Below are 25,988 nucleotides of genomic sequence, written 5' to 3'. Positions count from 1 at the left end.
AGTGAAGAAAGCGAAGCGAAGACGATGATCGTAGCCATGTTGGGCGAAGCAAGCGAAGAGAATATTCAAACCGTAATCGAACGCATGGTGGAGCTTGGCTTCCACGTGCATCGCACCACCGGAGCTGCGCAGACGATTCTTGCCGGCGTCGGAACACCGGACCACTTCGACGTGGCCGAGTTCAAGGTGCTGACGGGTGTGCACGATGCATACCGCATCTCCTCGCCGTACAAACTCGCGGGTCGCAGCTTCCGCCCCGAGGGCACGAAGATCAAGTTCAAGAACGGTGTGGTCGTAGGTGGCGACGAGGTCGTCATCATGGCGGGGCCGTGCTCGGTGGAGTCGCGCGAACAGATTCTCCTTTCGGCCAGGCAGGTTGCCGCCTCTGGCGCACAGTTCCTGCGTGGCGGAGCGTACAAGCCGCGCAGCTCGCCGTACAGCTTCCAGGGCATGGGCGTGGAAGGCCTGAAGCTGCTGCGCGAGGTCGCTGACGAGACCGGCCTGCTGGTGATCACCGAGGTGATGGAGATCTCGCAGATTGAAGTGATGCTGCCGTACATCGACGTCTTCCAGATCGGCGCGCGCAACATGCAGAACTTCAACCTGCTGCGCGAGCTTGGCCATGTGCGCAAGCCCTGCCTGCTGAAGCGCGGTATCGCGGCCACCATCGAAGAGGTTCTGTTGAGCGCCGAGTACATTCTCTCGGGCGGCAACTACGACCTGATGCTGTGCGAGCGCGGCATCCGCACGTACGAGACGGCGACACGCAACACGATGGACATCTCGGCGATCCCGGTGCTGAAGAAGCTGACGCATCTTCCTGTGCTGGGCGATCCGTCGCATGGTGTGGGCATCCGCGATCTGGTTCCGCCCATGGCGTTGGCTGCGGTTGCTGCAGGGGCTGACGGTTTGTTGATGGAGATGCATCCAAACCCGGATAAGGCGATGAGCGATGGCGCACAGAGCATGTATCCGGAGCAGCTGGAGAAACTGATCAAGCAGCTGGGACAGCTTGCTCCGGTCGTTGGCCGTTCCGTGGCCGCGCCGGTGCCGGCTTAAGAAAGGACGCAGGTGATCGAGCGCGTACTCATCATCGGAACGGGGCTGATCGGAGCATCGGTCGGTCTCGCGCTGCGTGCCGCGGGCTTTGCTGGCCGCATCGATGGCTGGGACCAGAGCTCGCTGGAGCTGAATACGGCCACGGCGGTGGGCGCGCTGGACGGCGTGGCGGGCAACGAGTGGGGCGCGCTGGAGCTGGCGCGGCAGGCCGACGTGATCGTGCTGGCCGTGCCGGTGCTCGCCATCAAGGACTGGATGGAGAAGCTGGCGGGCGTCACCGGCGCCGGGCAGCTGATCACGGACGTCGGCTCGACGAAGCTCGAGATCACGGAGCTGGCGGAGAAGCTGTTTCCGATCGGCAGCAGCAACGAGCACGCTGTCTTTCTTGCAGGCCATCCGATGGCGGGCAAGGAGTCCGGCGGCGCGATGCTGGCGGAGTCGACGCTGTTTCAGAACGCGATGTGGCTGTTTACCCCGGCGAGCGAAGAGCCTACGCCGATGGAGAAGGAGTGGCGCATGTGGGTGGGCCTCTTCGGCACGCGCTCGCTCGACATGGAGCCGGGGCGTCACGATGAGATGTGCGCCTGGGTGAGCCACCTGCCGCAGATGCTTTCGACCGCACTGGCTGCGCTGCTGGAAGAACGCTTCGGCGATGCGCCGGAGATTGCGGCGATCGGCGGACGCGCGCTGCGTGAGACGACGCGACTCGGCGCAAGCCCTTACAGCATGTGGCGTGATGTGGCGATGACCAATACCAGTCCGATCGCCGATACGCTGCTGGCGCTGGAGCAGCGGCTGACGCATGTGCGCGAGAATCTGCGCACGCCGGAGCTGCGCGAGGAGTTCTCGCTGGCGAACAAGTTTCGTGTGCGGCGGCAGTAGGAAAAGCAGGTCCCTCCACTGCGCGGCTTCGCCGCTTCGGTCGGGATGACGCGGTTGTTGGTGGTTCAGCAGGTAGTGATTGTGAGGAGCGTATTTTGGGCGCGACGGAGTTGAAGAGCGAAGTGAGCATCAGCCTGGCAGACGTGTTGGCCGCGCGGGAGCGGCTCCGCGGCTCCATTTACCTTTCGCCGTGTGCGTACTCGCAGATGCTCTCCTCGATTACGGGCCAGCAGGTGTACCTGAAGCTCGAGAACCTGCAGATGACGGGTGCCTTCAAGGAGCGCGGCGCACTGAATCGTCTTGTGCTGCTGACGCCGGAACAGGCGAAGCGCGGCGTGGTGGCTGCGAGCGCGGGCAATCACGCGCAGGGCGTGGCGTATCACGCGACCAAGCGCGGCATTCGATCCATCATCGTGATGCCGATCCAGACTCCGCTGGTGAAGGTGACCTCCACGCGCAACTTCGGCGCCGAGGTGGTGCTGCACGGCGCCAACTACGATGAGGCTTACGAAGAGGCGCGCCGCATCTGCGCCGCCGAGGACATGACCTTCATCCATCCCTTCGATGATCCGGCGGTGATGGCGGGGCAGGGAACGATCGGCCTGGAGCTGCTGGAGCAGGTGGAGGGGCTGGAAGCCGTGGTGGTTCCTATCGGCGGCGGCGGCCTGATCGGCGGCATCGCCTGCGCGGTGAAGGAGACGAACCCGAAGATCAAGGTCGTGGGTGTGCAGACCTCGCGGCTGCCCTCGATGGCGCGCGCGGTGGAGGAGCATCATCCGGTGACGATTCCCGCAGCGACAACCATCGCGGATGGTATCGCGGTGCGACGCTCGGGCGAAGTGACGCTGCCGGTCGTCGAGCGCTACGTCGATGAGATCGTTACGGTGGATGAAGACGAGATCGCATCGGCGATTCTGACGCTGCTGGAACGCGAGAAGACTCTGGCCGAGGGCGCGGGCGCTGCTGGTCTTGCGGCTCTGCTGCAGAAGCGCACGTCGTTGCAGGGTGCGCGGACCGCAGTGGTGATTGGCGGCGGCAACATTGACGTCACGCTGCTGAGCCGCATCATCGAACGCGGCCTGGTGCAGGACGGCCGTATGATTCGCCTGCGCATCACGCTGCTGGACAAGCCCGGCGCCCTGGCGGAGCTTACCAGGCTGATCGCGGCGCATCGCGCCAACATCGTCGACACGCTCTACAACCGTGCCTATTACGGTGTGAACCTGGGCAACACGACGATCGACATCACGCTGGAGACTCGCGGGCGCGAGCAGGTGGAAGAGCTGTTGTCGGCGCTGAACGAGGGCGGCTTCGAGCACACGCGGGTGGTCTAGATTGCGGCCATGAAGTCAGCGGCCATGCACGGGTCGCAGGCAAGCGCGTTACGACCGATGCCGAAGCTCGTCCGTCAGCCCTTCTCGTAGTGGAAGTGCAGCTCCTGCTCGCTGGCGATGGGTTGTCCGTCGCGGTTGGCGGGGGTGTAGGTCCATTGGCGGACGGTGGCGATAACGAACTCATCGACAGGCCGGCCGATGCCGCGGACCAGCTTGAGGTCGGAGATCTTTCCGGTCTCGTCGATGGTGACGTCGAGCACGACGTCGCCCCTGGTGCCGTCAGGCAGGCTGGAGAGATCGGGCTTGGGACGAGGGAAGTACTTGCCCAGCGCGATGCTGATGTTGCCGGAGCCAAGGGCGTCGGCTCCGCTGGCGGCGTCGGGGTGATCGGACTCGGGCGAGGTGCGGTTAGGCGAGGTCTGAGTGGGCGCGATCTTGTCGGGCTCGTGCTTCAACGCGATCTTCGACTTGATCTCCAGCGGCTTCGCCTTGGGCGGTGGTGCGACGGCTGGCTTGGGCGCGCGGCCGGGAAGATAGCTCAGCACAAGATTGTGGCCGTTGGCGGTGCCCGGAAGGCGGACAGGCGCGATGAAGTGACGCGCCTGATGGATGATGATCGCAAAGACGGCGAGGTGGAGCACGGCAGAGATGGCGGTTCCGCGATAGCTCTTCTGCTGCGCGGATGTGGCGATGGATGGCATGATCCTCTCCCGGCGCTTCGTCTGGTGCCAGTTTAGACGGTGCGGGCGGCGATTGGTCGCTGCGTTTGTTGCGAGGACGATTGCTCTGGCTCCCGGAGCGGTGGCTGGGATGGGGTGCTTTGCGTGGCTGAGACGATTCTTCGGTAGAGAAGCAGGTCCCTCCACTGCGGCGCTAAAGCGCCTTCGGCCGGGATGACCACGGTTTTGGAGGTGGATCTGGTGGGCGGGAGGGGATTTGTGGGTGCCCCACGTCTCAGAGGCGAGACGTGGGGCACCGCATCCGTATCGAGGGAGGTACTAAGCGATGGCGGTTGTGACTGTCAGCTGCGACTGAAGCTGGTCTGCTGCTTCTCGCCGTGGCGTTCGCGCGCGAGTTCGATCAGGCGGTCGATCAGCTTCTTGTACGGCAGGCCGGTGGCGGCCCACAGCTTGGGGTACATGCTGATCGAGGTGAAGCCCGGCAGGGTGTTGATCTCGTTGAGGTAGATCTTCGCCTTCTTGGCGGGTTTGCCCTTCTTCGCCGGTTGCGCGGGCTCCATCAGGAAGTCGACGCGGGAGAGTCCGGCACAGTCGCAGGCCTTGAAGGCGGCGATGGCCATGCGGCGGATCTCGTTCGACTCGGCCTTTGAGAGCCGGGCCGGGATGATGGGGATGGAGGAGTCGGAGAGGTACTTGGCCTCGTAGTCGTAGAACTCGGCGCCGGGGACGATCTCGCCGACGACGGAGGCCTCGGGATTGTCGTTGCCGAGGACGGCGACCTCGAGCTCGCGGGGCTTGGCGCCGGGGCCGCCGACGCCCTGCTCGATGATGAGCTTGCGGTCGAAGCTGGCGGCGAGATCCATCGCGGGGGCCAGCTCCTTGCGGTCGTGCACCTTGCTGATGCCGACGGAGGAGCCGAGGTTCGCGGGCTTCACGAAGACCGGGTACCTGAGTTCGGCTTCAATCTTTTTTACGGCCTTCTTCGGGCTGTCGCGCCACTCGGAGCGCAGCATGGCGACGTAAGGCGTCTGCGGGATGCCTGCGGCGGCGAAGGCCTGCTTCATCGCGACCTTGTCCATGCCGACGGCGGAGCCGAGGACGCCGGAGCCGACATAAGCGATGTCGGCCAGCTCGAAGAGTCCCTGGATGGTGCCATCTTCGCCGAAGGTCCCGTGCAGGACGGGGAAGACGACGTCGAGCGAGAGTTCTGGCCTGACCGGTGTCATGGCGGCGGAGGCGGAGATCTCGAGTGGCTGCAGCGAGTCGGCGGGAACGGGCGGTACGATAACCGCCTCGCCGCGACGAATAACGGCTGCGGTAAGTGTGGTCTCGGGATTGCCCGCCAGCAGAGGGTTTTCTGGCGCAGAGTTGCCGGTGAGCAGCGCCTCGGCATCGCCGGAGGTGACCCAGCGGCCCTGCTTGGTGATGCCGATAGGGGTGACGTCGTACCGCTTGCGGTCGATTGCCCTGAGGATGGAGGCGGCGGAGAGCAATGAGACTTCGTGCTCACCCGAACGGCCGCCGAAGAGGATGCCAATGCGTAACTTTTTCTTCTTCATCTGCCTGTACTCAGTTTGGGGCAGACGGTGGAGGATTTGTACGTGCGGCTGCCGATGGAACCTTACCGGATACCCCTTGAGTCTCCCGCTTACAGCAGGAAGACGTTCCCGCTTACAGCAGGAAGACGTTGGGGATGAACTCCTCGCTGCAGTGCGGGCAGAGGACGTAGTCGAAACGCGGGCGGACCAGTTTGTCGGTCACGATCTTTTCTTCACAGGACGGACAATCCAGCGCGTCGGGCATCTCCAGAAAGAGCGCTGGGGCGGAGTATCGGATGGTCTGCGTGTCCAAAGAAAGTTCTCCGAACTGCACGATAGCCGATCGTAATCGTGCAGAGAAATGCGCACCAAAGTGCAATAGTTTTCCTTATAGACGTTACTATCCGGTCAATAGGTTTTCCGGAGAATGCGGAGAATCCAGATGATTACCATGTTGACAACAGGAATGCCCGTATTTTGAGGGTTAGAGGGTCTCGGGAGCTATGAATCTGCCTGTGGGCAGCGCCCCGAGATAGCCCTGGTAGACGCGGTTGAAGACCGCATCCCAGCTGCAGGAAAGTGCATAGGCGCGGGCGGAGGTGCGCATCGCGGCCAGTCGTGTACGGTCGCCTGCGAGGGTCGCGATCGCTCCGGCGAACCCCGCATCGTCGGCGACACAACCCGTCTCCGGCTCGCCGGGATTCCTCTGCCGGTCGCGCACGATGTACTTGGGACCGCCGCCGGGGGTAACGATGGCGGGCACGCCGCTGGAAAGCGCCTCGAGCACCACGTTGCCGAAGGTGTCGGTGTGCGAGGGGAAGAGGAAGAGATCCATGTCGGCGTAGGCGCGGGCGAGGTCGGCTCCGCGCAGCACTCCGGGGAAGCCGGCCTGCTTCAAGGAGGCGCGCAGCATGGGCTCCTCGTCGCCGTGGCCAACGATGAGGAAGCGGAAGTCGGTGATGCCGCGGGCCAGCAGTTCGCGCTCGACGGTGATAAGCAGAGCGACATTCTTTTCGACCGAGAGGCGGCCGACGTAGCCGAGGACCAGCGTGGGATCGTCAACGGGACGTGTGCGGTGCGCGGGGGAGAACTGTTCCGTCTCCACGCCGCGCTGCATCAGGTGGCAGGGGCGCCCCGTCGTGTGTTCGAGCATGCGGCAGAGCTCGTCGTTGGGCGCGTAGAGCACCTTGGCGAACGAGTAGAAGCGCGTGGTCGCCCACAGCGAGCCGTCTTCCACTTTTTGCGAGATCACCTCGCCGTATCGCGTGGCAAGTTTGTTGAGGATCGTGCCCATGCGCCGCGCGGCGTATTCGTGCACGTTGGTGTGCCAGGAGGCGGCGAGAGGAATGCCCATCTGCCAGGCGAACCATGCGCCGAGGATACCCAGCTCGCTGGGGCCGGTGACGTGGATGATGTCCGGGGCGAAGTGCTCCAGCTCGCGCTGGATGACGTTCGCATAGCGCCAGAAGAGCGGGTCGAAGTCGAGATCCTTCTCCATGCGGATGGAGAAGCGGGAGCGCCGCAGCTCGAGGGTGCGCATCTCGTTGTGCTGCTCGAACTGCTGATCGCGTGTGCCGGCGCGGATGCAGAGAAAGGGAAGCGCGTGGCGCTCTGCATAGGCGGCGAAGTTGCGCGAGGTATGTGCGACGCCGTTGACCTCGTGGAAGGAGTCCGGCATGTAGGCGACGCGTGGGATGCGCACGTGGCTAGGGTACACCGGAACGCGGAACTGCGATGTTACGGCACGGTTGCTGCCGTTTGGCCGCCGCTGGGCTCAATGCTGAACTGCTGCCAGGCTCAATGCAGAACGACCACCAGGCTGAATATAGAGCTACCACTGGGCTAAATACAGAGTTACCGCTGGGCTAAATATCGAACTACCACTGCACGCCGGGATAGAGACTCGGGATACGGTTGGCGCGATAGAGGTTGGTGCCGGTCGACTTCATCGTCCATACGGTCTGGATGCTGCCGCCGGAGTACTTCACCTCGTCTACCTCGGAGTTGTAGCCGTCCTGGGAGCAGAGGTCGAACTCGAGGTTGCCGTTAGCCAGTTGCGTGGAGCCGCCGCCCCAGGAGGAGTACTGGCTGGTCGGCAGCGTGTCGCGATAGACGATGGTCGCGGTCTTCGCGCTCTCATTGATCGAGAGGATGGGCACCGTGGTGTAGCAGTCCACATTGGTGCCGCAGTAGGTATTGGAGCTGACCTCGCGATGATAGCCGTTGTCCATCAGGGCGAGGGAGAAGACGCCTGACGTCGCGGTGCTGAAGAACGACGGCTGGTGCTGACCGTAGAACCAGTCGATGGGATCGGTGCCGTTGGTCAGCGTAAAGTCGCCGCCCTCGCCGAGCTTCCACACGATGCTGCCGTCCCCCGTGCCGTTGGCGTAGTTCACCTTGATGATCCAGCTCTGGTGGCGAATGGAGATGAGCAGGTCGCCATCGTCCCTGGAATAGAGCACGGCGTTGGTGTGCGTCCAGTCGGGAAAGTCGGTCGGCTGGCGCGAGACGTCGAGGTGATCGAACTCGTTCCACAACCACACCGGCTGCAGGTTGGTGTCGAGGTCGATGATGACATCGCCGACCACGTTGCCGTAGGGCGAGACGTTCTTGATGGTGTTGGCGATCAGCACCCAGTGGCCGTTGGGCAGCACCTCGACATCATGATGAATGTCGTAGATGGTCAGGTTGTAGCCGGCGCTGGCCAGGCGGGTGTTGAGCTGATCGGCGGTGATGTCGCGGACAGGATTTCCGGCGAGATCGATCTCGCGCACATCGACAAGCTCCCCTGAAGGTGGACCGTCGACGAGATCGGAAGAGTTATAGGACACGGTGACAAGGACGTTGCCGTTGGGCATTAGCTTGACCGGCTGCACGATGGTGTCGGCGCCGCGGTCGGGGTAGTTATAGCCCCAGATGATATTTCCGCTCAGATCGGTGGCGTAAGCCTGCAGGTAGGTCGAGGTCTTACCCAGCGAGACATCGACCAGCTCCACGCCTGGCTGCGGTGTGCCGTTGGTGGTCACCGCGAGCGTCGGCAACGTATTGGCGGGGAAGTTTGTTGTGGTGAAGGTGTGATCGGTATCGGTGATGACCGAGCCGTCGGCAAGTTTTACCGAGGCGCGCATGTGATAGGTCGTGTTGGCCCGCATACCCGCGACATAGATGCTGACGGTGCCACCGCCGGATGGCGTGGCGTGGGTGTTGGTCGAAAAGCCGTAGCTCGTCGTGGTGCCGAAGTCGATCCACATATCGCCCGGCGACGTTGGGTGGAAAGAGTAAAGAGCGACCAGTGGATTGTTGGTCGTTACCACCAGCGATTCGCCTTCATCCAGCACCACGCCGGTACCGGCGAGCGAGACCGCCTGGGTGGCGGGCAGATGCGTTCCGGTGAGATTCAGGTTCAGCGCGCCGGTCTGCGAGCCCGCAGTGGATGGGGCGAAGGTCAACACCATGGAGCAGGCCGAGCCCGCAGCGACGGTCGATCCACAGGAGCCGCTGCGTGAGATGGCGCTCTCGATGGCGCCGGAGACGCTGGGGCTGGTGGAGACATCCAGCGACGTGCTGTTGCTGATGGTGACCACGACGCGATGTACGCGCGTGTTGACTGCCGTCGAGCCGAAGTCGAAGGCAGTGGTGCTGACCGATACCTTTCCGCTGCTGCAGCTGGTGCACGCCATCAGGGCAAGCGAGAGAAGCAGGCCGATGGACAACGAGCGCGTCCTGCCTGCGCGGGAAGAGATCAAGTCGTTCATGGGTGCATATCTCCTGACAGACAGCACCGGGCCGCGCACACGGCAAGCTGATGCCATGCGCCTGGTCTCTGAGCATCGGTACTAGCTGCACCGACGCCGAATAATTTTCAGAAGTTCACGACGAACGATATTTTTATAACCGAAGAGTCATTTTTAATATTTCAGGGGAGGCAGGCATCAACGACGCTTCAGTGCCTCCAGCTCGTCAAGCGTGCGCGGCCAGTCGCCTTTGAGCAGTCGCGAGAGGCTGCGGTCGGCGAGCACCTTGCCCTCGGTCTGGCAGCGGGCGCAGTAGTTGGTCTCGTTATCGGCGTAGCGGATGCGTTGAATCGTCTCGCCGCAGATGGGGCAGGGCTGGTTGAAGCGGCCATGCACGGCCATGTCGGGGCGGAAGGCCGTGACCTTCTCCGGAAAGGCGTCGTCGGCTTCGGCTGTGAGGCGATCGATCCAGAGTTGCAGCGTCTCTCGCGTGGACTTGTAGAGGCGCTGCCATTGTTCCTGCGTCAGCTTGTGTGTCTGCGCGATGGGCGAGAGCTGCGCGCTGTGGAGAATCTCATCGGAGTAGGCGTTGCCGATGCCGCTGAGGATGCGCGGATCGGTAAGCGCGTGCTTGAGCGTGCGGTTCTCCTGCATGAGCGCGGCACGGAACCTGTCGAGCGAGATGGAGAACACATCGATGCCGCCGGGGTCGATGGTCAGCATGGCCTCTTCGTTGTCGAAGACGTAGAGCGCGGCACGGCGCTTGCTGCCTGCCTCGGTGAGCACGAGCGAGCCTTCGGCGAAGTCGAAAGCCGCGAGGTTGTTGCGGCCGCCGAGCTTCGCATCGGCCGGTCTCCAGTGCAGGCGTCCGGCGATCATCAGGTGCAGCACCAGCCACAGGCCGTTATCGAAGCCGAAGGCGATGCGTTTGCCGATGCGGCGCAGCGCAACAACGGTATGGCCTTCGACGGCGGAGATGGGAGGCGTTGCTGTCCGTAGAAGAGAGATGCCAGCGACGCGGAGATGCTGCAGGCGTTGCCCCATAACGCGTGGCTCGAGTGCGTGCAGATAGGCCGCGATGTCGGGCAGCTCGGGCATGGGAGTCCGATTTTATCGCCTTCATCAGTGTGAAATGTCCTGCCCTAGGAGACGTTGCCTTTGCAGAGACAATCTTTCGATAACATCTGCGATCAAAATATTGTGCGGTAAGCTGTTTCTCCACGAGTTCAAAGCGAGCTTTGGAGCATCTGACTATCTATGGAAACGACACTGGAATACCAGCCGATTGAAAACTACGGCGTGATCGGCAACATGCGTACGGTGGCTCTGGTGAGCGTAACCGGATCGATCGATTTTTTCTGCTTTCCCCGTTTCGATTCTCCGACTGTCTTCGCGGCACTGCTGGACCCGGACAAGGGCGGCTTCTTCTGTGTGCAGGCGGACCTTCGCAACAGCCACACCAAGCAGCTCTATCTGCCGGATACCAACGTGCTGGTGACGCGCTTTCTCTCTGACGATGGCATCGCCGAGATCACGGACTTCATGCCGGTGCTCGACCATCGTTCCATCAGCCAGGTCGTACGCAACGTGAAGGTGATCCAGGGGGAGATTCAGTTTCATGTGAAGTGCAGACCGCGCTTCGACTATGCCCGCAGCAGTCATACCGTCGAAAAGCATGCGGAATGCATCGTCTTCACGCCGACCACCGAAGGCCAGCCCACGCTGGTGCTGCAGAGCACCATACCGCTGACGGTCGAAGACGATGGCGACGTGGCGCACAGCTTTCGCATGAAGGCAGGCGAGACAGCGAGCTTCGTCTTCGGCGAAGACTGCGAGGATGCACGCTGCGCGCTCGATGAAGACGTGCTGAAGACCGTCTTCGAGGAGACGACCAATTACTGGCGCACGTGGATTGCGCGTTCGAACTACACAGGGCGTTGGCGCGAGATGGTCAACCGTTCTGCGTTGCTCCTGAAGCTGCTTACCGATCGCGAGTTTGGATCGATCGTCGCCGCTCCGACGTTTGGCCTTCCGGAGCACATCGGCGGCGAGCGCAACTGGGACTATCGCTATACGTGGCTGCGCGATTCGGCCTTCACGCTATACGCCATGATGCGTCTCGGCTTTGTCGAAGAGGTGACGCACTTTCAGCAGTGGCTGCATGGGCTGCTGGATTACAACTCCGAGCAGGGGCCGCTGCAGGTTTTATATCGCATGGACGGTGGCCATGAGACTCCGGAGATCGTGCTCGATCATCTGCGCGGCTACATGGACTCGCGGCCGGTGCGCATCGGCAACGCGGCTTATCACCAGCTGCAGCTCGATATCTATGGCGAACTCACGGACGCGCTCTACCTTGCGAACAAGTACGGCGACGCTTCGAGCCACGATGAGTGGGAGAGCTACAAGCGCACGCTGGAGTGGCTGTCAAAGAACTGGGAGCGCGAGGATGAGGGCATCTGGGAGGTGCGCGGCGGGCGCAAGGACTTCCTGCACTCGAGACTGATGTGCTGGGTGGCCTTCGATCGTGCCGTGCGGCTGGGCCACAAGCGTTCGTTCGCAGGGCCGTTCGGTTGGATGGAAGATACGCGCGACGCTATCTCGCGGGACATCCATGGGAACTTCTGGAACGAAGAGCTGCAGGCCTTCGTGCAGTACAAGGGCAGCGATACGCTCGATGCTTCAGTGTTGTTGATGCCGCTGGTGCGTTTCATCAGCCCAACCGATCCGCGCTGGCTCTCGACGCTTGCAGCGATTGAGAAGGATCTCACGGTCGATACGCTGGTCTACCGTTATCGCAACGAGGGATGCCTCGACGGCCTGACCGGCGACGAGGGATCGTTCACCGCGTGTTCGTTCTGGTTCATCGAGGCGCTGGCGCGATCCAACCAGATTGATAAGGCGCGGCTGCTGTTTGAGAAGATGCTCTCCTACGCCAACCATGTCGGGCTCTACTCCGAGGAGATCGGCCTCAACGGCACGCATCTCGGCAACTTCCCGCAGGCGCTGACGCACCTGGCGCTGATCAGCGCGGCCACCTATCTCGATCGCGCTCTTTCGGAGAAGAGGCGTACGCCCTGGGGATAATTTCAAACACCCGATGGCCGTCGCCTCGCGACTCGATGCCGGAGAGAACGCGGGATGCAGAGATTTCCATGTAGTCCTGCGCGCGTCGATCCCGTCTTTTACAGAGAAAGGTATTTCTGTGACCATCTGGGATCGATTCAGCAGGCGACGATTCGTCACCTCAGGCCTGGCATTCGCCTCAACGCTGGAGCTTCAACGCATGGCGCATGCACTGGGACTGGCTGGTACCGCCGAAGTGTGCAAACTGGTACCGGAGCAGGAGCAGGGCCCCTTCTACGTGGCCGGGGAGATGCTGCGTTCCAACATCCGCGAGGACAAGCCCGGCGTCTCGCTCACGATTCACCTGATAGTGCTCGACAGCCGCACGTGCATGCCTCTGCCGCACGCCGCGATCGACCTTTGGCACTGCGATGCGATGGGCCTTTATTCGGGCTACACGTCCAACAATCCGATGGGAGGCCCGGGTGGTGGTGGCCCCGGTGGTCCGGAAGGACATGAAGGCCCGGGCGGACCACCTCCGGACTTTGCCCGCGACAACTCCGGACCGCCTCCCGGATCTCCGCCGGACGGCTTTGGGCCGCCTCCGGGAGGTGCACCCAAGCCGACCGACAAGCTGACCTTCCTGCGCGGCATCCAGATCACCGACAGGAAAGGCGCGGTCCACTTCGAGACGATCGTGCCCGGCTTCTACATGGGTCGCACCAACCACGTTCACTTCAAGGTGCGCCTGGGCGGCCATCCGGACGACGGCAATGGACGGCAGACCTATGCTGCCGGTCACACCGCCCACATCGGGCAGATGTTCTTCCCCGAGGATCTGGTGACCGGCCTGATGAAGTACGAGCCCTACAGCCGTCATCAGATCCATCGCACAACGCAGGTGGAGGACGGCGTCTACAGCCGTCAGCATGGCAACGAGGTCATCGCAACCGTCACGTCCGACGAGCAATCGCACGTTCGTGGAGGTCTTTCCGCAAACCTCATCGTCGCGGTCGATCCGACGGCGACACCCTCCCCCGTCGGAGCCGGAGGCTTCAGGCCGAAGAAGTCGTAGCGTTATCTATGCTGTTGGCGTGCGATGCAGCGGGGAAAGCATGCCTTTGAAACCACATAGTTACTCGCATTTCGAGCAAGTGTGGCAACGGCCGTCGCAGGCTGGTTTTTCGATAAGAGCGGCGGCCTATTAGCATAGAGAGTAATGTCGTTCGCTCCGAGTACATCCGCTGCCGCTGCCGTCTTTGGTCTCTTCGTTGTTTTGATATGGCGTCTGCGCGAGGGGCGCCGGCCGGTAACGATTAAGACAATCGTTATTCCTCCCGTGGGGATGGCAACCGGATTCTCCATGTTCTTCGTTCCCGCGTTCCGGGTTCACTGGACATGGGCTCTGGCAGCATTCCTGGTGGGCTCGCTTCTGCTGGCGTACCCTCTGATCCGCACGTCGCGTTTGATTCTTGAGGGCGACACGGTCATGGTGCGTCGCTCGAAGGTGTTCTTCCTCGTCGTGCTGGTTCTGGCTGCTGTCCGGTATCTGGCACGCGATTACATCGGAACGATGATCTCGCTGGAGCAGACCGCCGGGCTGTTCTTCATCCTTGCCTTCGGCATGATCGTGACCTGGAGAACAAGCATGTACTTCGAGTACAAGAAATTGTTCCGGTCCCACGCCGGGTTAGCCGGCGCAGCTTCAGGGAGCCCAGCGATCTCGAAGTGACGAGAGGCGTCTTCCGGTAGACTGCGGCGTTCCGATTCTGCTATGCGTCCTGCTTGGTCAGTGCGGCGCGCATCTTGGCCGAGTCGTCCCAGGCGTAGCGCAGTGTGCCGGAGAGCGGAGCCTCGCCCATGAGTCGCACGCAGGCAAGAATCCCCTCGATCCATGAGGGCGGATGCTTGTCCCTGCCCTCTCCCGCCCACAGGTCGGAGAGCTTACGCATCTCGCCGTTGGCGTCGGGGTGATAGACGCGCTGGTCCCAGCGCTGCGCGCCCTCGGGGAAGTGCGGGTAGTTGCGGATGGCGTCGAGCGTCGACTGCAGGATGCGGTGCTTCCACGGCTCGGCGTACTGCGGCATGTAGAGCACGTGGCTCTGGCGCTCGCGGCGAACCTCATGCACGAACTCGGTGAAGCTGGCGGCGCGGGTGAGGTTGACGTTGGCGTTGGGCTCAATGCCATGGCGGTCGCCGCCGGAGATCACCAGCTGGTTCCACTTGCCGGCCAGCGTGGTCGCTTCGCGGTTCTCCTTCCAGTCGCGCAGGCCGTTCAGCTCCAGCGCGTGGACGAACTGTCCGTAGACGGCGAGGAATTCATTGACCAGCACCATGTGGCGCTCGCGTCCCACGCGGTAGAGATCCCAGATGGGGTGATTGAAGACGATCATCACCTGCGGAATCTCGTCCAGCTCGGCGAGGATCTCGCGCAGCAGCGTCGGCTTGCGTTCGGCGACCGGGATGGCGGTGAAGGCGCGCATGCGATCCATCCACGCCGGGCCATCGGCCGAGGGCAGGTTGTGGATGCCGATGTGGAAGGCGCTCTCGTAGAAGGGCACCGTCCACTCCACCGAGACCGGGATGTGGCGTGCCGAGCTGACCGAGCGCAGCAGCATCGGCGCGTTGATGTCGTCGTGATCGGTCAGCGAGACCAGCGCCGGCAGCTGCAGCTTATTCTCGATCTGCGTGCGTTCGAGGTCGAAGGCGATGCGCGGCGTCAGCGGCGGTGTCCAGTAGCTGCGCGCATAGTCGGGCATGATGCCGGAGGAGCGCTGCGAACGGCGCTCGGCCCAGCGCATGACCGGCTGCAGCAGGCCCCAGTCGCGCGACAGCTCGGCGATAAAGTCCAGCGTCTCCTGCGACTGGTTGGTGTGGCTGTGCAGGGAGACGCCGGTGGTAAATTCCCTGGCCGCCTCGGGCTCACGCCACAGATACGATACGGTGGACTGACTCATAGGCCCTCCGAGCTGTTCTGGCTCGCTCGGGGGCAGTATGCGAGGAAAATGTGAACGGAGAATGACTGCACTGCAAACGGGGCTTCAATATTGGCAAACCCCCGTTACTGAGCTGGTTACAGTACCGCCTTCAGCGTCTTTCCATTGCGGTTTCGCGCTGGAGATGCCTATTTTGTTTCGCTCTGCTGGAGACAACGATACGAAGCGATGTGGTTCCAGCGCTCTTCAGGCATGCAGTGCGACAGCTGCATCGGCCGGCTGGAAGCCGTTTTCACGGAACAGGCTCTGCGCCTCGCTGCCACGCAGCCACTGCACAAACGCATCGGCACTCTTCCTGTCGATGGCGTCTCCCAGCGCAGCGGCATAAAAGGCCAGCGGGTCCGGGTAGAAGGTGCGTTCGCCGAATGTGAGATGCAGGTCGGGATGCTCGGCGTGTAGATTCAGGCTGCTCAGGTTCACATCCGCAGGCAGGGTGATGAAGGGCAGGTGCGAGCTGATGGCGCTGATCCTGTACGAGGCGCCGGCATCCAGTTCACCGGTCTGCAGACGCGCCTGTCCGTTACCCACCTGTTGCGGATTGAGCGGATCGCCCAGTACCTTCTGCACCAGGTCGGGCTGACGGTACTTCTTCGCTGCAAGCATCATCATGAAAATAATGTTTCGTCCGCCGGGATCGGCGCGGGGGTCGGACCGTCCGATACGGACTCCGGGCTGCTGCAGAATCTCCCACCAGTTGGCCTGACCCCTGGCTGCAGCTTCGAACTGCGCGGCGAACCGGCTCTTCGGGCTATAGACGAGCACCATCTCCGTTCGCGCGATGGGCACAGCGGTCTCTGCCTTGCCTGCGCGCAGCACGGTCATCATCGGCGTGGCGGTGATCGGCAGAAAGACATCTGCCCGCAACGAGCCGTCTACGATCGACTGCGCCACGGCATCGGCTCCCTGCGCATGCGCACGCAGATCGAGACTCAGTGTCTTCGCTGCGGCCAGCTTCAATGGCCCCTCGGTCATCGCGCGCATCGATCCCGCGCAGGCCACCTCCAACGCATGCAGCTCCTGCGCCAGCAATGCAGCAGGCGAAGCGTCAAGCGTGGCGCCTATTGCAAGCAGGGTAGCCTGACGCAGCAGCCGCCGCCTGTCCAAAGCGTGAAAATCCATGCCGCAAACTCCTTCCAGGTGATCCATGTGCCTGTCCTCATGTTAGTTCCACCCTGTATAAAGAACACGTAGCATTGGATTCACGTTGCGGTGGGCGCGCAATTCCTGGCTACCGATCGGCCAAACGGGCTGTTCGTTCGTCATTAATGCAAAAGAAGAGATCAGTAAGCTCGCAATGGCCATCGGCATATGTCGCAACGCCATGACGCAAGAGAAATGTGAAATGAAGTTTTTGCTGACGCCGGACCAACAATACAGATCGAGGAAAACGAGATGAAACAGTTAGCGATCGCCGGGCTCTTCGTTGCCCTGGCGGCGACGCAGGCGAATGCCCAGATCAACGCGGGTGATGAGAAGCCCGAGGCGAGTGTGCCGTTCAACATGGTCCAGGTCACGACGCTCAAGTTGCCGTGGCGTATTGCCTTTCTGCCCGACGGGCGCATGCTGATCACCGAGAAGGTCGGCGGTCTCTGGCTGGTGACGCAGAAGGGCGAGAAGACGTCGGTCGCCAATCTTCCGGCCTCGCTCTATCGCGGCCAGGGCGGCATGCTGGGGGTCTTTACCTCGCCTCACTACGCCAAGGATCACAGCGTCTACCTCACCTACTCCGAGCCGGGCGAACCCGGTGGTTCAAGCCTCGCGCTGGCCAAGGCCAAGCTTAAGATCGGCGCGGACTCCGCGAGCCTCGAAGACCTCAAGGTCATCTGGCGCGATGGCGAGCGCGGCGATGGCGGACAGTTCGGCGCGCAGGTCGCCTTCTCTCCCGACGCCAAGTATCTCTACCTCACGGTCGGCGACCGGCAGCGCATGACGCCCGCGCAGGACCCCAACCAGCCGCTCGGCAAGATCCTGCGTCTGACGCTCGACGGCAAGCCCGCGAAGGGCAATCCCATGGCCGGTAAGGTTGGCGCAGCCAGCGTGCCCGTCATCGACCCGCCGGCGGATACCGAGGCGGCGAAGACCGCTCCCGTGGTCAGGACCTACACCTTCCCCGGCCCCAACCTGACTCCCGGCTGAGACCTGGACGACCGGCCACCGCACGCCCTACGGCCTGGCCTTCGCTCCCGATGGCCGCTTGTGGGAGCTGGAGCACGGCCCCAAGGGTGGTGACGAGCTGAACCTGATCGAGCCGGGCAAGAACTACGGCTGGCCGCTGGTCTCCTACGCCACCAATTACAACGGCGTGCCGATCCCCAGCCCCGACACCCGTTCCGACCTCACCAAGCCCGTCATCTACTGGACGCCGGTCATCGCGCCCGGCAATCTCGTCTTCTACAACGGCTCGATGTTTTCGCAGTGGAAGGGCTCTGCGCTGGCAGGCGGCCTCGCCAGCATGAGCATCACCCGCATCGTCTTCGACGGCAAGGGCGGAGCCAAGCCGGCTGAGCGCTGGGACGTCGGCCATCGTGTCCGCGACATCGAGGTCGCACCCGACGGTGCGCTCTGGATGCTCGAGGACTCGCGAACCGGCGGCGTCTTCCGGGTGACACCGAAGTAAGGCTGTTCTTCTTTGTCGTGATGAACGTGGAAGCCCACCATCCTCAACCGATGGTGGGCTTCAGCTTTTCCAGCGCGTCTTCGATTGCTACGGCGTCTTCTAGCGTGTTTTGGAGATGTCCGGGCCGAGGATATCCTGCGCCGTGGGCGCGGGATCGGGGGAGACGCTGGTGTCGGTGGCGCCGCGGCCAGCGCGCTCGTGTGCCGTGCGCTCGTAAGCCGACTCCAGGTGATTCTTCGTCAGGTCGGCCTTCAGAATCTCGAAGGCCTCCTCCGGCGTGTCCACGAAGCGGAAGAGGCTCAGGTCGCCATGCGCGATGGCGCCCTTCTCCGCGAGCACATCCAGGTTGATGACGCTCTTCCAGTACGAGCTTCCGTAGATGATCGTCGTGATCTTCTTGGCCAGCTTGTTGGTCTGGGCCAGCGTCAGCAGCTCGAACATCTCGTCGAGCGTGCCGAAGCCGCCGGGAAAGATCACCAGCGCCTTCGCCAGGTACGCGAACCAATACTTGCGCATGAAGAAGTAGTGGAAGTCGAAGTTCAGCGACGGTGTGATGTAAGGATTGGGCTGTTGCTCGAAGGGCAGCTTGATGTTCAGGCCGATCGTCTTGGCACCGGCCTCGTAGGCGCCGCGGTTGGCGGCCTCCATGATGCCCGGCCCACCGCCCGAGGTCACGACGAAGCGATGCCGCGGCCCGGGCAGGCCCTTGGCCCACGTTGCCAGCATGTTTGCCAGGATGCGCGCGTCCTCATAGTAGGCGGCCATCTCGATGGCGGCACCGGCCAGGCGCAGGCGCTGCCCGGTAGCCTGCCCATGTTCGACCTCCTGCAGGGTGGCGGGCTGCTCGGCGGCGCGCTCCTTCGATCCGGTATTGGCCAGCAGCTCAAAGTTGGCGGCTGCCACGTCGAGCGCGCGAAAGCGGGCGGAACCGAAGAAGACGACGGTGTCCTGGATGCGCTCGCGGCGGAAGCGCGAAAGTGGCTCCTGGTACTCGGCCATGATGCGCAGAATGCGGGCATCGGGCGAGTTGAGAAACGACCCGTTCTCATAGGCGAGCGGCGCACTCTCAAGAGGTTCGGGCTGTTCGGGAAGAGGAAGGGTCTGCGCGAGGTCGACGGTTTCGAGTGAATCGGGAGGAGTCTTGGGGGTGTCCATGATGTTCTCAGTGGTCCATTCTCAGCGATCAGTGCTGTTGTCTGCAGCATTGTTTATGCGGCAACGAGCAACGGGGACCTGATCACTCACTTGTAGTCGCGATAATGTACAGCCTCGGAGACGCCAATCCAGACATCCAGCAGGCCCAGGCCGGAGATGATACCGCGCACCGCGCCGTTATGCAGCACCGAAGCCAGCCCCGGATGCGACTGGATAAACATGTTGTTGTCCCAGATGCGTGTCCACCACGGCAGGATCATCACCAGCACGCCAAGGTAGACGCAGAACAGCACCAGCACAAACAGCGACAGCCGCTGCAGCCATACCGGCGCAGCCGCCCGCCTGATCTCTGCGTTCGGAGCCGGTGGTGGCAGCACAGACGGTTCGTGTTCGGGAAATAGTTGTGACTGACCTGGCATCAAGCTCTCTCCTTGAGTCTATCGGAGGGGCTTTCCCCTTGTCTCTCTCGGAGATACAACAGACGAGCACCAGCCGTGGTGCATGGCGTCCATCCTTGTGGAGTAAAATTGCGCGGAAATGAAGCAGCTGGTGAAAGACGCTCTGTTTTCAGCAGGATTTCACGCCGGCCGGCACACCCGGCTGGAAGATCTTTGTGGATTGATGCGCGATCTTCGGCCTGTGGATTGCGGCCGGGAGCTGATCCGCATAGGCGGCGACGCCGACGGCGGCTACCTCGTCCCCAACGACCTCGACGGCATCGAGTACTGCTTCTCCCCCGGAGTCAGCACCATCGCCGACTTCGAAAACCAGCTCGCCGACCGCGGCATCCACTGCTTCATGGCCGACTACTCCGTCGAAGCGCCTCCGCTGATGCGTCCGGAGTTCACCTTCGACCGCAAGTTCTTAGGCATCGCCGAAGACGAGAAATTCCTCACCCTCGAAGGCTGGAAGCAGCACTATCTGCCCGGCTACACCGGCGAGATGATCCTGCAGATGGACATCGAGGGCTGCGAGTACGAGGTGCTGCTCGGCCTGCCCGATTCGCTGCTCGATCAGTTCCGCACCGTCATCATCGAGTTCCACAAGCTCGAGCTTCTCTTCGAGCCCTACGCCTTCCGCATGTACCGCATGTGCTTCGACAAGCTGCTGCGCCACTTCCATGTCGCGCACATCCATCCCAACAACTGGGACAAGGTCACCCGCTACGGCAGCATCGAGATTCCTCACATGATGGAGTTCACCTTCCACCATCGCCGCCGTGCCCAGCCGCTGGGGCCGGCCATCAACTTTCCGCACTCGCTGGACCGCGACAACGTGCCCGACAAGCCCCATGTCACGCTGCCCCGCTGCTGGTATATGAGCTGAGCGGCGGCCTTCTGCGCCGGAGATGCGAGAATAGAAGAGCATGCTCCAACTGATCTCGGCCGGCAAACGCTTCGGCCAAAAGCTCCTTTATGAAGACATCAACTGGCTGATTACCCCCAACGAGCGTACCGGCCTCGTAGGCGGTAACGGCACCGGCAAGTCCACGCTCCTGAAGTGCATCGGCGGCGTCGAGTCGCTGGACTACGGCGAGATCACGCGCGTCAAGGGCACCACCATCGGCTATCTGCCGCAGGACGGCCTCGCCATGCGCGGCAAGACCGTCTTCGACGAGTGTCTCTCGGTCTTCGAGCATCTGCACGCGATGGAACGCGAATCGGTCGAGCTGATGACCGTGATGAGCGAGAAGGACCCGAAGTCGAAGGAGTATGCGGCGGCTGCCGATCGCTACTCGGAGATCGCGGACCAGCTGCATGTGCATGACGTCTACACGCTGGACTCGCAGGTTGGCGCGGTGCTGGGCGGACTCGGCTTCAGCAAGGAAGACTGGGCGCGTAAGACGGAAGAGTTCTCCGGCGGCTGGCAGATGCGCATCGCGCTTGCCAAGCTGCTGTTGCAGAAGCCCTCGCTGCTGCTGCTCGACGAGCCGACCAACCATCTCGACATTGAGAGCCGCAACTGGCTGGAAGAGTACCTGCACGACTATCCCAACGCCTTCATCCTCATCTCGCACGACCGCTACTTCCTCGACGTCACCGTCAACAAGGTGATCGAGCTGTGGAACAAGCGGATGCATGTCTATCACGGCAACTACGAGAAGTACGTGACGCAGAAGGACGAGCGCCGCGCCACGCTGATGGCGGCGTACAAGAACCAGAAGGACCGCATCGAGGCGCTTGAGGCCTTCATCAACCGCTTCCGCTACCAGGCCACCAAGGCCAAGCAGGTGCAGTCGCGCATCAAGGAGCTGGAAAAGATCGAGCGCATCGAGGTGCCGGAGGATGAGGCGACGATCCACTTCACCATCCCGCAGCCAACGGCATCAGGCCGCACCGTCATCGAAGTGCAGAACCTGACGAAGGTCTACCCGATGCCCGACGGGGGCCAGAAGACGATCCTCGAGAACGTCAGCTTCAACATCGAGCGTGGCGACCGCATCGCTCTCGTCGGCGCAAACGGCGCAGGCAAATCGACGCTCATCCGCATGCTCAGCGAGCAGGAAGCCCCCACCAGCGGAGAGATCAGGCTGGGCCACAACGCGCTCGTCGACTTCTTCGCGCAGGACCAGTACAAGGTGCTCGACCACAATGCAGAGATGCTGGAAGACATCGCGGGCGCATCGCCCAAGGTCCCCGTTGTCGAGCTGCGCTCTCTGCTCGGCTGCTTCATGTTCTCGGGCGACGACGTCTTCAAGAAGCTCGGCGTGCTCTCCGGCGGCGAGCGCAACCGCTACGCCATGGCGAAGATGCTGGTCTCGCCCTCGAACATGCTGCTGCTCGACGAGCCGACGAACCATCTCGACCTGCGCGCCAAGGATGTGCTGCTCGATGCCATCCGCAACTTTACCGGCACGGTTCTCTTCGTCTCGCACGACCGCTACTTCATCGACGGCCTCGCCACCCGCGTCTTCGAGGTTGAGGACAAGCGCGTCCATATCTACCCCGGTAACTACGAGGACTACCTGTGGCGCAAGCAGGGCGGACCGGAGAAGGTGAAGGAGTCGCTGAAGGCTGAGATGAAGGCTCCTCCCGCACCCGTGCCGGTAGCCGCGCCCACTCCTGTCGTCGAAGCCCCGGCAACGTTCTCTGCCCCGGTCAAGAAGGTGAATCCCATCAAGCTCAAACAGATGGAAGATCGCCTGAAGTTCGCCGAAGAGCGGATTCCTCTCCTCGAAGAACAGATCGCCACGATGGAAGGGAAGCTGGGCAACTTCGTCTCTGCCGAACAATCCCAAAAGGACGCAGCCGATCTCGACCGTCTGCGCGGCGAAAAGACAACGCTCACGGCTGAATGGGAAGAGCTGGCCATGGCACTGGAAGAGCAGCAGGCCTGAGTTTCTCCGGCGGCTCCAGCCGTGAGAATCTGCCCCGGCGCGGATGACCGGCGAAGAGGCCCGGCTTTGTAACGCCGCCGTCGCTGGCACTGAGGTTGAGGTATAGTTGCTCCTGTTCTTTTACAGGAAGGGATCTATATCTCATGGTTCGGACCTCGCGACGGAGTTTTCTCACTCAGGCTGTGACAGTTGCACTTGCCTCATCCCTGCGTTCCACGGCCTGGGGCGCAGCGCCTCAATTCCCCATCGGGCTGGAACTCTATACCGTCGGCGAGTCCTTGACGAAAGATCCAGCCGGAACCCTGCACAAGGTCGCAGCGATCGGGTATCAGGAGGTGGAGGTCTCGGGATTCGGCAATCTCACTCCTGCCGCAATGCGTAAACTCATCGACGATGCTGGCCTCAAGTGCCCCGCGGCGCATCTGCAGTTCGGCTTCAAGGAGACTGCCGTGGTTCTGGAGCAGGCGAAGGAGCTGGGTGTGCCTTTTGCCGCGAGCTCGATCCTGCTGCCGCCAACCGACGCTCCCGCAGCGGGTGGCATGGGAGAAGTTCTGAGTAAGCTCAACGGCCTGACCGCCGATGACTTCAAGCGAATCGCCGAGCTTGCCAACAAGATTGGTGAAGAGACGAAGAAGGCGGGAGTGCAGTTCGGCTACCACAATCACACGCATGAGTTCCGCGATCTCGGCGACGGCAAGACCGGCTATGCCATTCTGCTGGCTGAGACCGACCCCGCGTTAGTTCAGTTTGAGGCGGATTGCGGATGGATGACCACTGCGGGCGTCGACCCTGTCCACTACTTCCGCACATATCCGAATCGTTATCGCATGATTCACGTCAAGGACTTTCCCGCCGGAACGAAGGTGACGACCACGATGGGCGGCGCCAGCTTTCCGCATCCTACGGAACTTGGACGCGGGCATATCGACTACAAGCCGATTCTCGCTGCCGCCAGACACGCGGGTGTCGAGCACTTTTTCGTAGAGCAGGACCCGCCGATGGTTGGGATGACGCCGCTTGAAGCCGCCGAGGTCGACTACACCTATCTGAAGTCGATCAGTGCCCAGGCCTAATGCGTCCTGGGATTCTTCGTCGGGCCATGCAGGTCGACGTACGTCGGCGCATTGCGATCGGCGCTTAGGGTGCCGCCCTCTTCGTGCAGCTCCGTCACCTGCATCACAGTGCGCTGCGCGGAGTGCGGCAGCTTCGGGTCGAGGTCCGGCCCCAGCAGGTGGGTGAAGTAGTAGAGGTACGCCCGCCCATCGTTGGAGAGCACGACATCCGGATGATGCCCCACGCTGCGGTCGGAAGGCTGCGTGCCCGGCTGTTCCAGCAGGTTGTCATGCTGCCTTTGCCAGTGCGTCGCGTCCTGCGACGAGTACACGCCGAGGCCATGCGTATACGTATCGGTCAGCAGCCAATACCGTCCATGCCACCAGAAGACCTTCGGCGCCTCGCTTCCACGGTCGGTCACCGCTACGCCCGCCGGCGTCCAGTCCGCTAGATCCTTGCTGTCGGCGAAGTGAATGTGGCTTCCATCCGCCTCGTCCTTGTACCAGAGACGCCATGTGCCGTTGGGAAGCTGAAAGACGGCCGGATCGATTACCTTTTCGCTGCTCAGGTGCAGCTTCTGCTGAAAGCTCCAGTGCTCAAGATCCGGGCTGGTCAGATGGATGATCTCGCGGGGATGCCCCCAGTCCGAGAACGTTCCCGGCACGATGGTCAGGTACATGTGATACATGCCCGCCGCGTCGATTATCTCCGGTGCCCATTGTGTGTAGTCCTCGGCGCCGTACTTGATATCGGCGACGCCCTTGTACTTCCAGCGCGCGCCATCCTTCGAGACGGCGATGCCGATCCGCGTGCCATGCACCCACGAGACATCCTTCGTCTCCGAGGCCATATCGGCCCTGCGGTTGGTGTAGAACATCCACCACTCCCTGCGGGCACGGTTCCAGATGATGGAAGGGTCGGCGGCACCGTCGTGCACCGGATCGCGAAAGATCGGCTTTGCGGCCAGTACGCCACGTTCTGCAGACTGCGCGGCGACGGGCTGAACGAAAGAAAGCGTCGGCGCAAACGCCAGCAGCAGAAGAAGTGGCCTGAAGAATTGCATGCACATCCTTTGTGACCCTTGAGCCTGAAGAGCCTGTTGATGAACTTCGCGCAGAGTGGGCGATGACTTCGCCATGCTATCGAAGCCTATGCCCTGCGAACAACCAGGCTGCGATACGATGACTCATCCTATGAGCCTGCGGGGTTGGAAGGCCCAACTTTTGATTGGCACTATCGCCCTGCTGAACGGCGCGGGCTTTCTACTGTGTGCCGCGGTCACGTGCACGCATGAGTTCCTCTTCCTGCGGAGGAGCGATGCGACATACGGTATCGTGCAGGCGAATGTGCTGCGTCACACCGAGATTGATGCTGAGGTCGGCGGAACCACCGTGGACCTCTATTGCCCGCAGTTCTTCTTCACGGACGACGACGGTGGATCGCGCACGTTCACAAGCTCAACCTGTGTCAACCCGCCGACGTACGCCGTTGGCCAGAGGATACGGATCCGTTACCTGCGTTCGCACCCGGAGAGCGCGCAGGCTGACTCCTTCGGAGCCATGTGGGGAATTTCGCTGGGCTTCGGGATCGCGGCCTTGTTGCTGTTGTCGGTGGGGGCGGTTCTTCTTTTGCGACTGCGCTCGCAGGGCCACCCGCTCGACCCGCGCATTCTGCTGGAACCAGGTAACGACAGCCGCGCCTAGCGGCCTTCGCGCAGCCTCGATGCCAGCTTCTCCGGCAAGCCGGCCATCAGGATCCGTCCCTGTGCCGCGGTCAGATCATACGGCACGCGATGAAAGACGATCTGCTGCGCCTCGGTATCGAAGATCGCGAACGCCGCGCGCCAGTCGTTGTCGCGAGGCTGGCCAATCGAGCCGGGATTGATCAGGTGATGCGTTCCTTCGGGAAGATCCAGCGTCCAGCTCTCCGCATCGTTCTTCGTCTCATAGCGCGGACGCAGCTCATGCCAGTCCTGGTCCTTCTGCAGAAAGCCGCCCTGCAGATGCGTGTGGCCGATAAAGGTCGTCGTAACACCCTCCTGCTGCAGCGGAGCCCACGCATCGCGCATGGTGATGATGTACTGGTCCTCGTTCAGCGGGGAGCCGTGCGCCAGCGAGATCGAGGGCATCCCCTCCGGCGTCAGCGGCCCCTTCGGCGTCGCGGCCAGCCACTCGCGGTTCTCGTCCGTCAGCTCCTCGCGAGTCCAGTCGGCTGCAGCGCGTGCAATCGGGTTGAAGCCCACCGCCGAGGCCAGGCCGCAGCACACACGGTCATGGTTGCCGCGCACGTTCATCTGCGCCTTCTCGCGCATGATGGCGACGACCTCGTTCGGGCTCGCGCCGTAGCCCACCACGTCGCCAAGATTCCACATTGCGTCGTACTCGCCTGCAGCCGCAAGCACAGCGTTCAACGCTTCAAGATTGCCGTGAATGTCAGAGAGTACAAGGGCTCGCATGGGATGAATAATCTGGCCTGGCGGCCCATCGCAGTAGTGTACCGGAAGACCGCGGAGTTTGAATCTCCGGAAGGCCCGATGA

General features: G+C 62.4%; 24 protein-coding genes. 12 read left to right on the top strand and 12 right to left on the bottom strand.

Annotated features, from left to right (window positions below; translation table 11 throughout):
- The first annotated feature begins 24 nt into the window (after positions 1–24).
- From aroF to PW789_RS18560, 3 genes are all read left to right on the top strand, one after another.
- Entirely contained in the window at positions 25–1,059 is a 1,035-nt protein-coding gene (gene aroF, locus PW789_RS18570) for a 3-deoxy-7-phosphoheptulonate synthase (protein WP_299379575.1), read from the top strand.
- Between the two features lie 12 nt (positions 1,060–1,071).
- On the top strand, positions 1,072–1,941 hold the full coding sequence (locus PW789_RS18565) for a prephenate dehydrogenase (RefSeq protein WP_299379572.1): 870 nt from the start codon (positions 1,072–1,074) through the stop codon (positions 1,939–1,941).
- A gap of 95 nt (positions 1,942–2,036) precedes the next feature.
- Positions 2,037–3,275, top strand: coding sequence for a threonine ammonia-lyase (locus tag PW789_RS18560; RefSeq protein ID WP_299379569.1), 1,239 nt, complete (start codon positions 2,037–2,039; stop codon positions 3,273–3,275).
- 74 nt (positions 3,276–3,349) lie between these two features.
- On the opposite strand, the gene PW789_RS18555 is transcribed toward PW789_RS18560, so the two are convergent.
- The 6 genes from PW789_RS18555 to PW789_RS18530 form a co-directional block, all read right to left on the bottom strand.
- Positions 3,350–3,976 carry an energy transducer TonB gene (locus tag PW789_RS18555; RefSeq protein WP_299379566.1) on the bottom strand — a complete coding sequence of 209 codons (627 nt, stop codon included), beginning with the start codon at positions 3,974–3,976 and terminating at the stop codon, positions 3,350–3,352.
- Positions 3,977–4,296: 320 nt separating this feature from the next.
- The gene (locus PW789_RS18550) at positions 4,297–5,514 is read right to left on the bottom strand and encodes a D-alanine--D-alanine ligase family protein (RefSeq protein ID WP_299379563.1); all 1,218 of its coding nucleotides are present in this window, start codon (positions 5,512–5,514) and stop codon (positions 4,297–4,299) included.
- A 112-nt stretch (positions 5,515–5,626) separates the two neighbouring features.
- On the bottom strand, positions 5,627–5,806 hold the full coding sequence (locus PW789_RS18545) for a hypothetical protein (RefSeq protein ID WP_299379559.1): 180 nt from the start codon (positions 5,804–5,806) through the stop codon (positions 5,627–5,629).
- 171 nt (positions 5,807–5,977) lie between these two features.
- Complete coding sequence (locus PW789_RS18540; RefSeq protein WP_299379555.1) at positions 5,978–7,195, bottom strand: glycosyltransferase; 1,218 nt, start codon at positions 7,193–7,195, stop codon at positions 5,978–5,980.
- Positions 7,196–7,370: 175 nt separating this feature from the next.
- Positions 7,371–9,248 (bottom strand): aryl-sulfate sulfotransferase, encoded by a 1,878-nt coding sequence (locus PW789_RS18535; RefSeq protein ID WP_299379551.1) that lies wholly within the window; start codon positions 9,246–9,248, stop codon positions 7,371–7,373.
- Positions 9,249–9,425: 177 nt separating this feature from the next.
- On the bottom strand, positions 9,426–10,325 hold the full coding sequence (locus PW789_RS18530) for a DNA-formamidopyrimidine glycosylase family protein (protein ID WP_299379547.1): 900 nt from the start codon (positions 10,323–10,325) through the stop codon (positions 9,426–9,428).
- 159 nt (positions 10,326–10,484) lie between these two features.
- Here PW789_RS18530 and PW789_RS18525 point away from each other — a divergent pair, with 159 nt between their 5' ends.
- The 3 genes from PW789_RS18525 to PW789_RS18515 all read left to right on the top strand — a co-directional run bounded on the left by PW789_RS18525 (position 10,485) and on the right by PW789_RS18515 (position 14,025).
- Positions 10,485–12,314, top strand: a complete 1,830-nt coding sequence (locus PW789_RS18525; protein WP_299379544.1) for a glycoside hydrolase family 15 protein — start codon at positions 10,485–10,487, stop codon at positions 12,312–12,314.
- Positions 12,315–12,432: 118 nt separating this feature from the next.
- Positions 12,433–13,368: an intradiol ring-cleavage dioxygenase gene (locus tag PW789_RS18520; protein WP_299379541.1), complete on the top strand. Its 936-nt coding sequence runs from the start codon at positions 12,433–12,435 to the stop codon at positions 13,366–13,368.
- A gap of 144 nt (positions 13,369–13,512) precedes the next feature.
- Positions 13,513–14,025, top strand: coding sequence for a CcdC family protein (locus PW789_RS18515; protein ID WP_299379539.1), 513 nt, complete (start codon positions 13,513–13,515; stop codon positions 14,023–14,025).
- A gap of 40 nt (positions 14,026–14,065) precedes the next feature.
- On the opposite strand, the gene PW789_RS18510 is transcribed toward PW789_RS18515, so the two are convergent.
- Together PW789_RS18510 and PW789_RS18505 are read right to left on the bottom strand one after the other, a co-directional pair.
- Positions 14,066–15,250, bottom strand: coding sequence for a hypothetical protein (locus tag PW789_RS18510; RefSeq protein WP_299379536.1), 1,185 nt, complete (start codon positions 15,248–15,250; stop codon positions 14,066–14,068).
- 225 nt (positions 15,251–15,475) lie between these two features.
- Positions 15,476–16,408, bottom strand: a complete 933-nt coding sequence (locus PW789_RS18505) for an extracellular solute-binding protein (RefSeq protein ID WP_299379534.1) — start codon at positions 16,406–16,408, stop codon at positions 15,476–15,478.
- A 273-nt stretch (positions 16,409–16,681) separates the two neighbouring features.
- Here PW789_RS18505 and PW789_RS18500 point away from each other — a divergent pair, with 273 nt between their 5' ends.
- The gene (locus PW789_RS18500; protein ID WP_299379532.1) at positions 16,682–17,425 is read left to right on the top strand and encodes a PQQ-dependent sugar dehydrogenase; all 744 of its coding nucleotides are present in this window, start codon (positions 16,682–16,684) and stop codon (positions 17,423–17,425) included.
- 34 nt (positions 17,426–17,459) lie between these two features.
- On the top strand, positions 17,460–17,906 hold the full coding sequence (locus PW789_RS18495) for a PQQ-dependent sugar dehydrogenase (protein WP_299380372.1): 447 nt from the start codon (positions 17,460–17,462) through the stop codon (positions 17,904–17,906).
- Between the two features lie 99 nt (positions 17,907–18,005).
- Here the strand turns inward: PW789_RS18495 and PW789_RS18490 are convergent, their stop codons facing one another.
- Together PW789_RS18490 and PW789_RS18485 are read right to left on the bottom strand one after the other, a co-directional pair.
- Positions 18,006–19,061 (bottom strand): LOG family protein, encoded by a 1,056-nt coding sequence (locus tag PW789_RS18490; protein WP_299379530.1) that lies wholly within the window; start codon positions 19,059–19,061, stop codon positions 18,006–18,008.
- Positions 19,062–19,147: 86 nt separating this feature from the next.
- The gene (locus tag PW789_RS18485) at positions 19,148–19,480 is read right to left on the bottom strand and encodes a hypothetical protein (RefSeq protein ID WP_299379527.1); all 333 of its coding nucleotides are present in this window, start codon (positions 19,478–19,480) and stop codon (positions 19,148–19,150) included.
- 118 nt (positions 19,481–19,598) lie between these two features.
- Between PW789_RS18485 and PW789_RS18480 the strand changes: the two genes are divergently transcribed.
- The 3 genes from PW789_RS18480 (at position 19,599) to PW789_RS18470 (ending at position 23,471) form a co-directional block, all read left to right on the top strand.
- Positions 19,599–20,387, top strand: coding sequence for an FkbM family methyltransferase (locus PW789_RS18480; RefSeq protein WP_299379525.1), 789 nt, complete (start codon positions 19,599–19,601; stop codon positions 20,385–20,387).
- Positions 20,388–20,427: 40 nt separating this feature from the next.
- Positions 20,428–22,398, top strand: coding sequence for an ABC-F family ATP-binding cassette domain-containing protein (locus PW789_RS18475; protein WP_299379523.1), 1,971 nt, complete (start codon positions 20,428–20,430; stop codon positions 22,396–22,398).
- A 143-nt stretch (positions 22,399–22,541) separates the two neighbouring features.
- Positions 22,542–23,471, top strand: coding sequence for a sugar phosphate isomerase/epimerase (locus PW789_RS18470; RefSeq protein WP_299379519.1), 930 nt, complete (start codon positions 22,542–22,544; stop codon positions 23,469–23,471).
- On the opposite strand, the gene PW789_RS18465 is transcribed toward PW789_RS18470, so the two are convergent.
- A complete protein-coding gene (locus PW789_RS18465) occupies positions 23,468–24,514 on the bottom strand; it encodes a family 43 glycosylhydrolase (protein ID WP_299379517.1) in 1,047 nt (348 codons plus the stop codon). The genes PW789_RS18470 and PW789_RS18465 overlap by 4 nt on opposite strands.
- 160 nt (positions 24,515–24,674) lie before the next feature.
- Here PW789_RS18465 and PW789_RS18460 point away from each other — a divergent pair, with 160 nt between their 5' ends.
- The gene (locus tag PW789_RS18460; RefSeq protein WP_299379514.1) at positions 24,675–25,154 is read left to right on the top strand and encodes a DUF3592 domain-containing protein; all 480 of its coding nucleotides are present in this window, start codon (positions 24,675–24,677) and stop codon (positions 25,152–25,154) included.
- On the opposite strand, the gene PW789_RS18455 is transcribed toward PW789_RS18460, so the two are convergent.
- On the bottom strand, positions 25,151–25,906 hold the full coding sequence (locus PW789_RS18455; RefSeq protein WP_299379512.1) for a metallophosphoesterase family protein: 756 nt from the start codon (positions 25,904–25,906) through the stop codon (positions 25,151–25,153). The genes PW789_RS18460 and PW789_RS18455 overlap by 4 nt on opposite strands.
- Positions 25,907–25,988: the final 82 nt, after the last annotated feature.

It is taken from the genome of Edaphobacter sp. (assembly GCF_028283685.1).
Classification (GTDB): domain Bacteria; phylum Acidobacteriota; class Terriglobia; order Terriglobales; family Acidobacteriaceae; genus Edaphobacter.
This window is presented reverse-complemented; position numbering and strand designations above follow the sequence as displayed.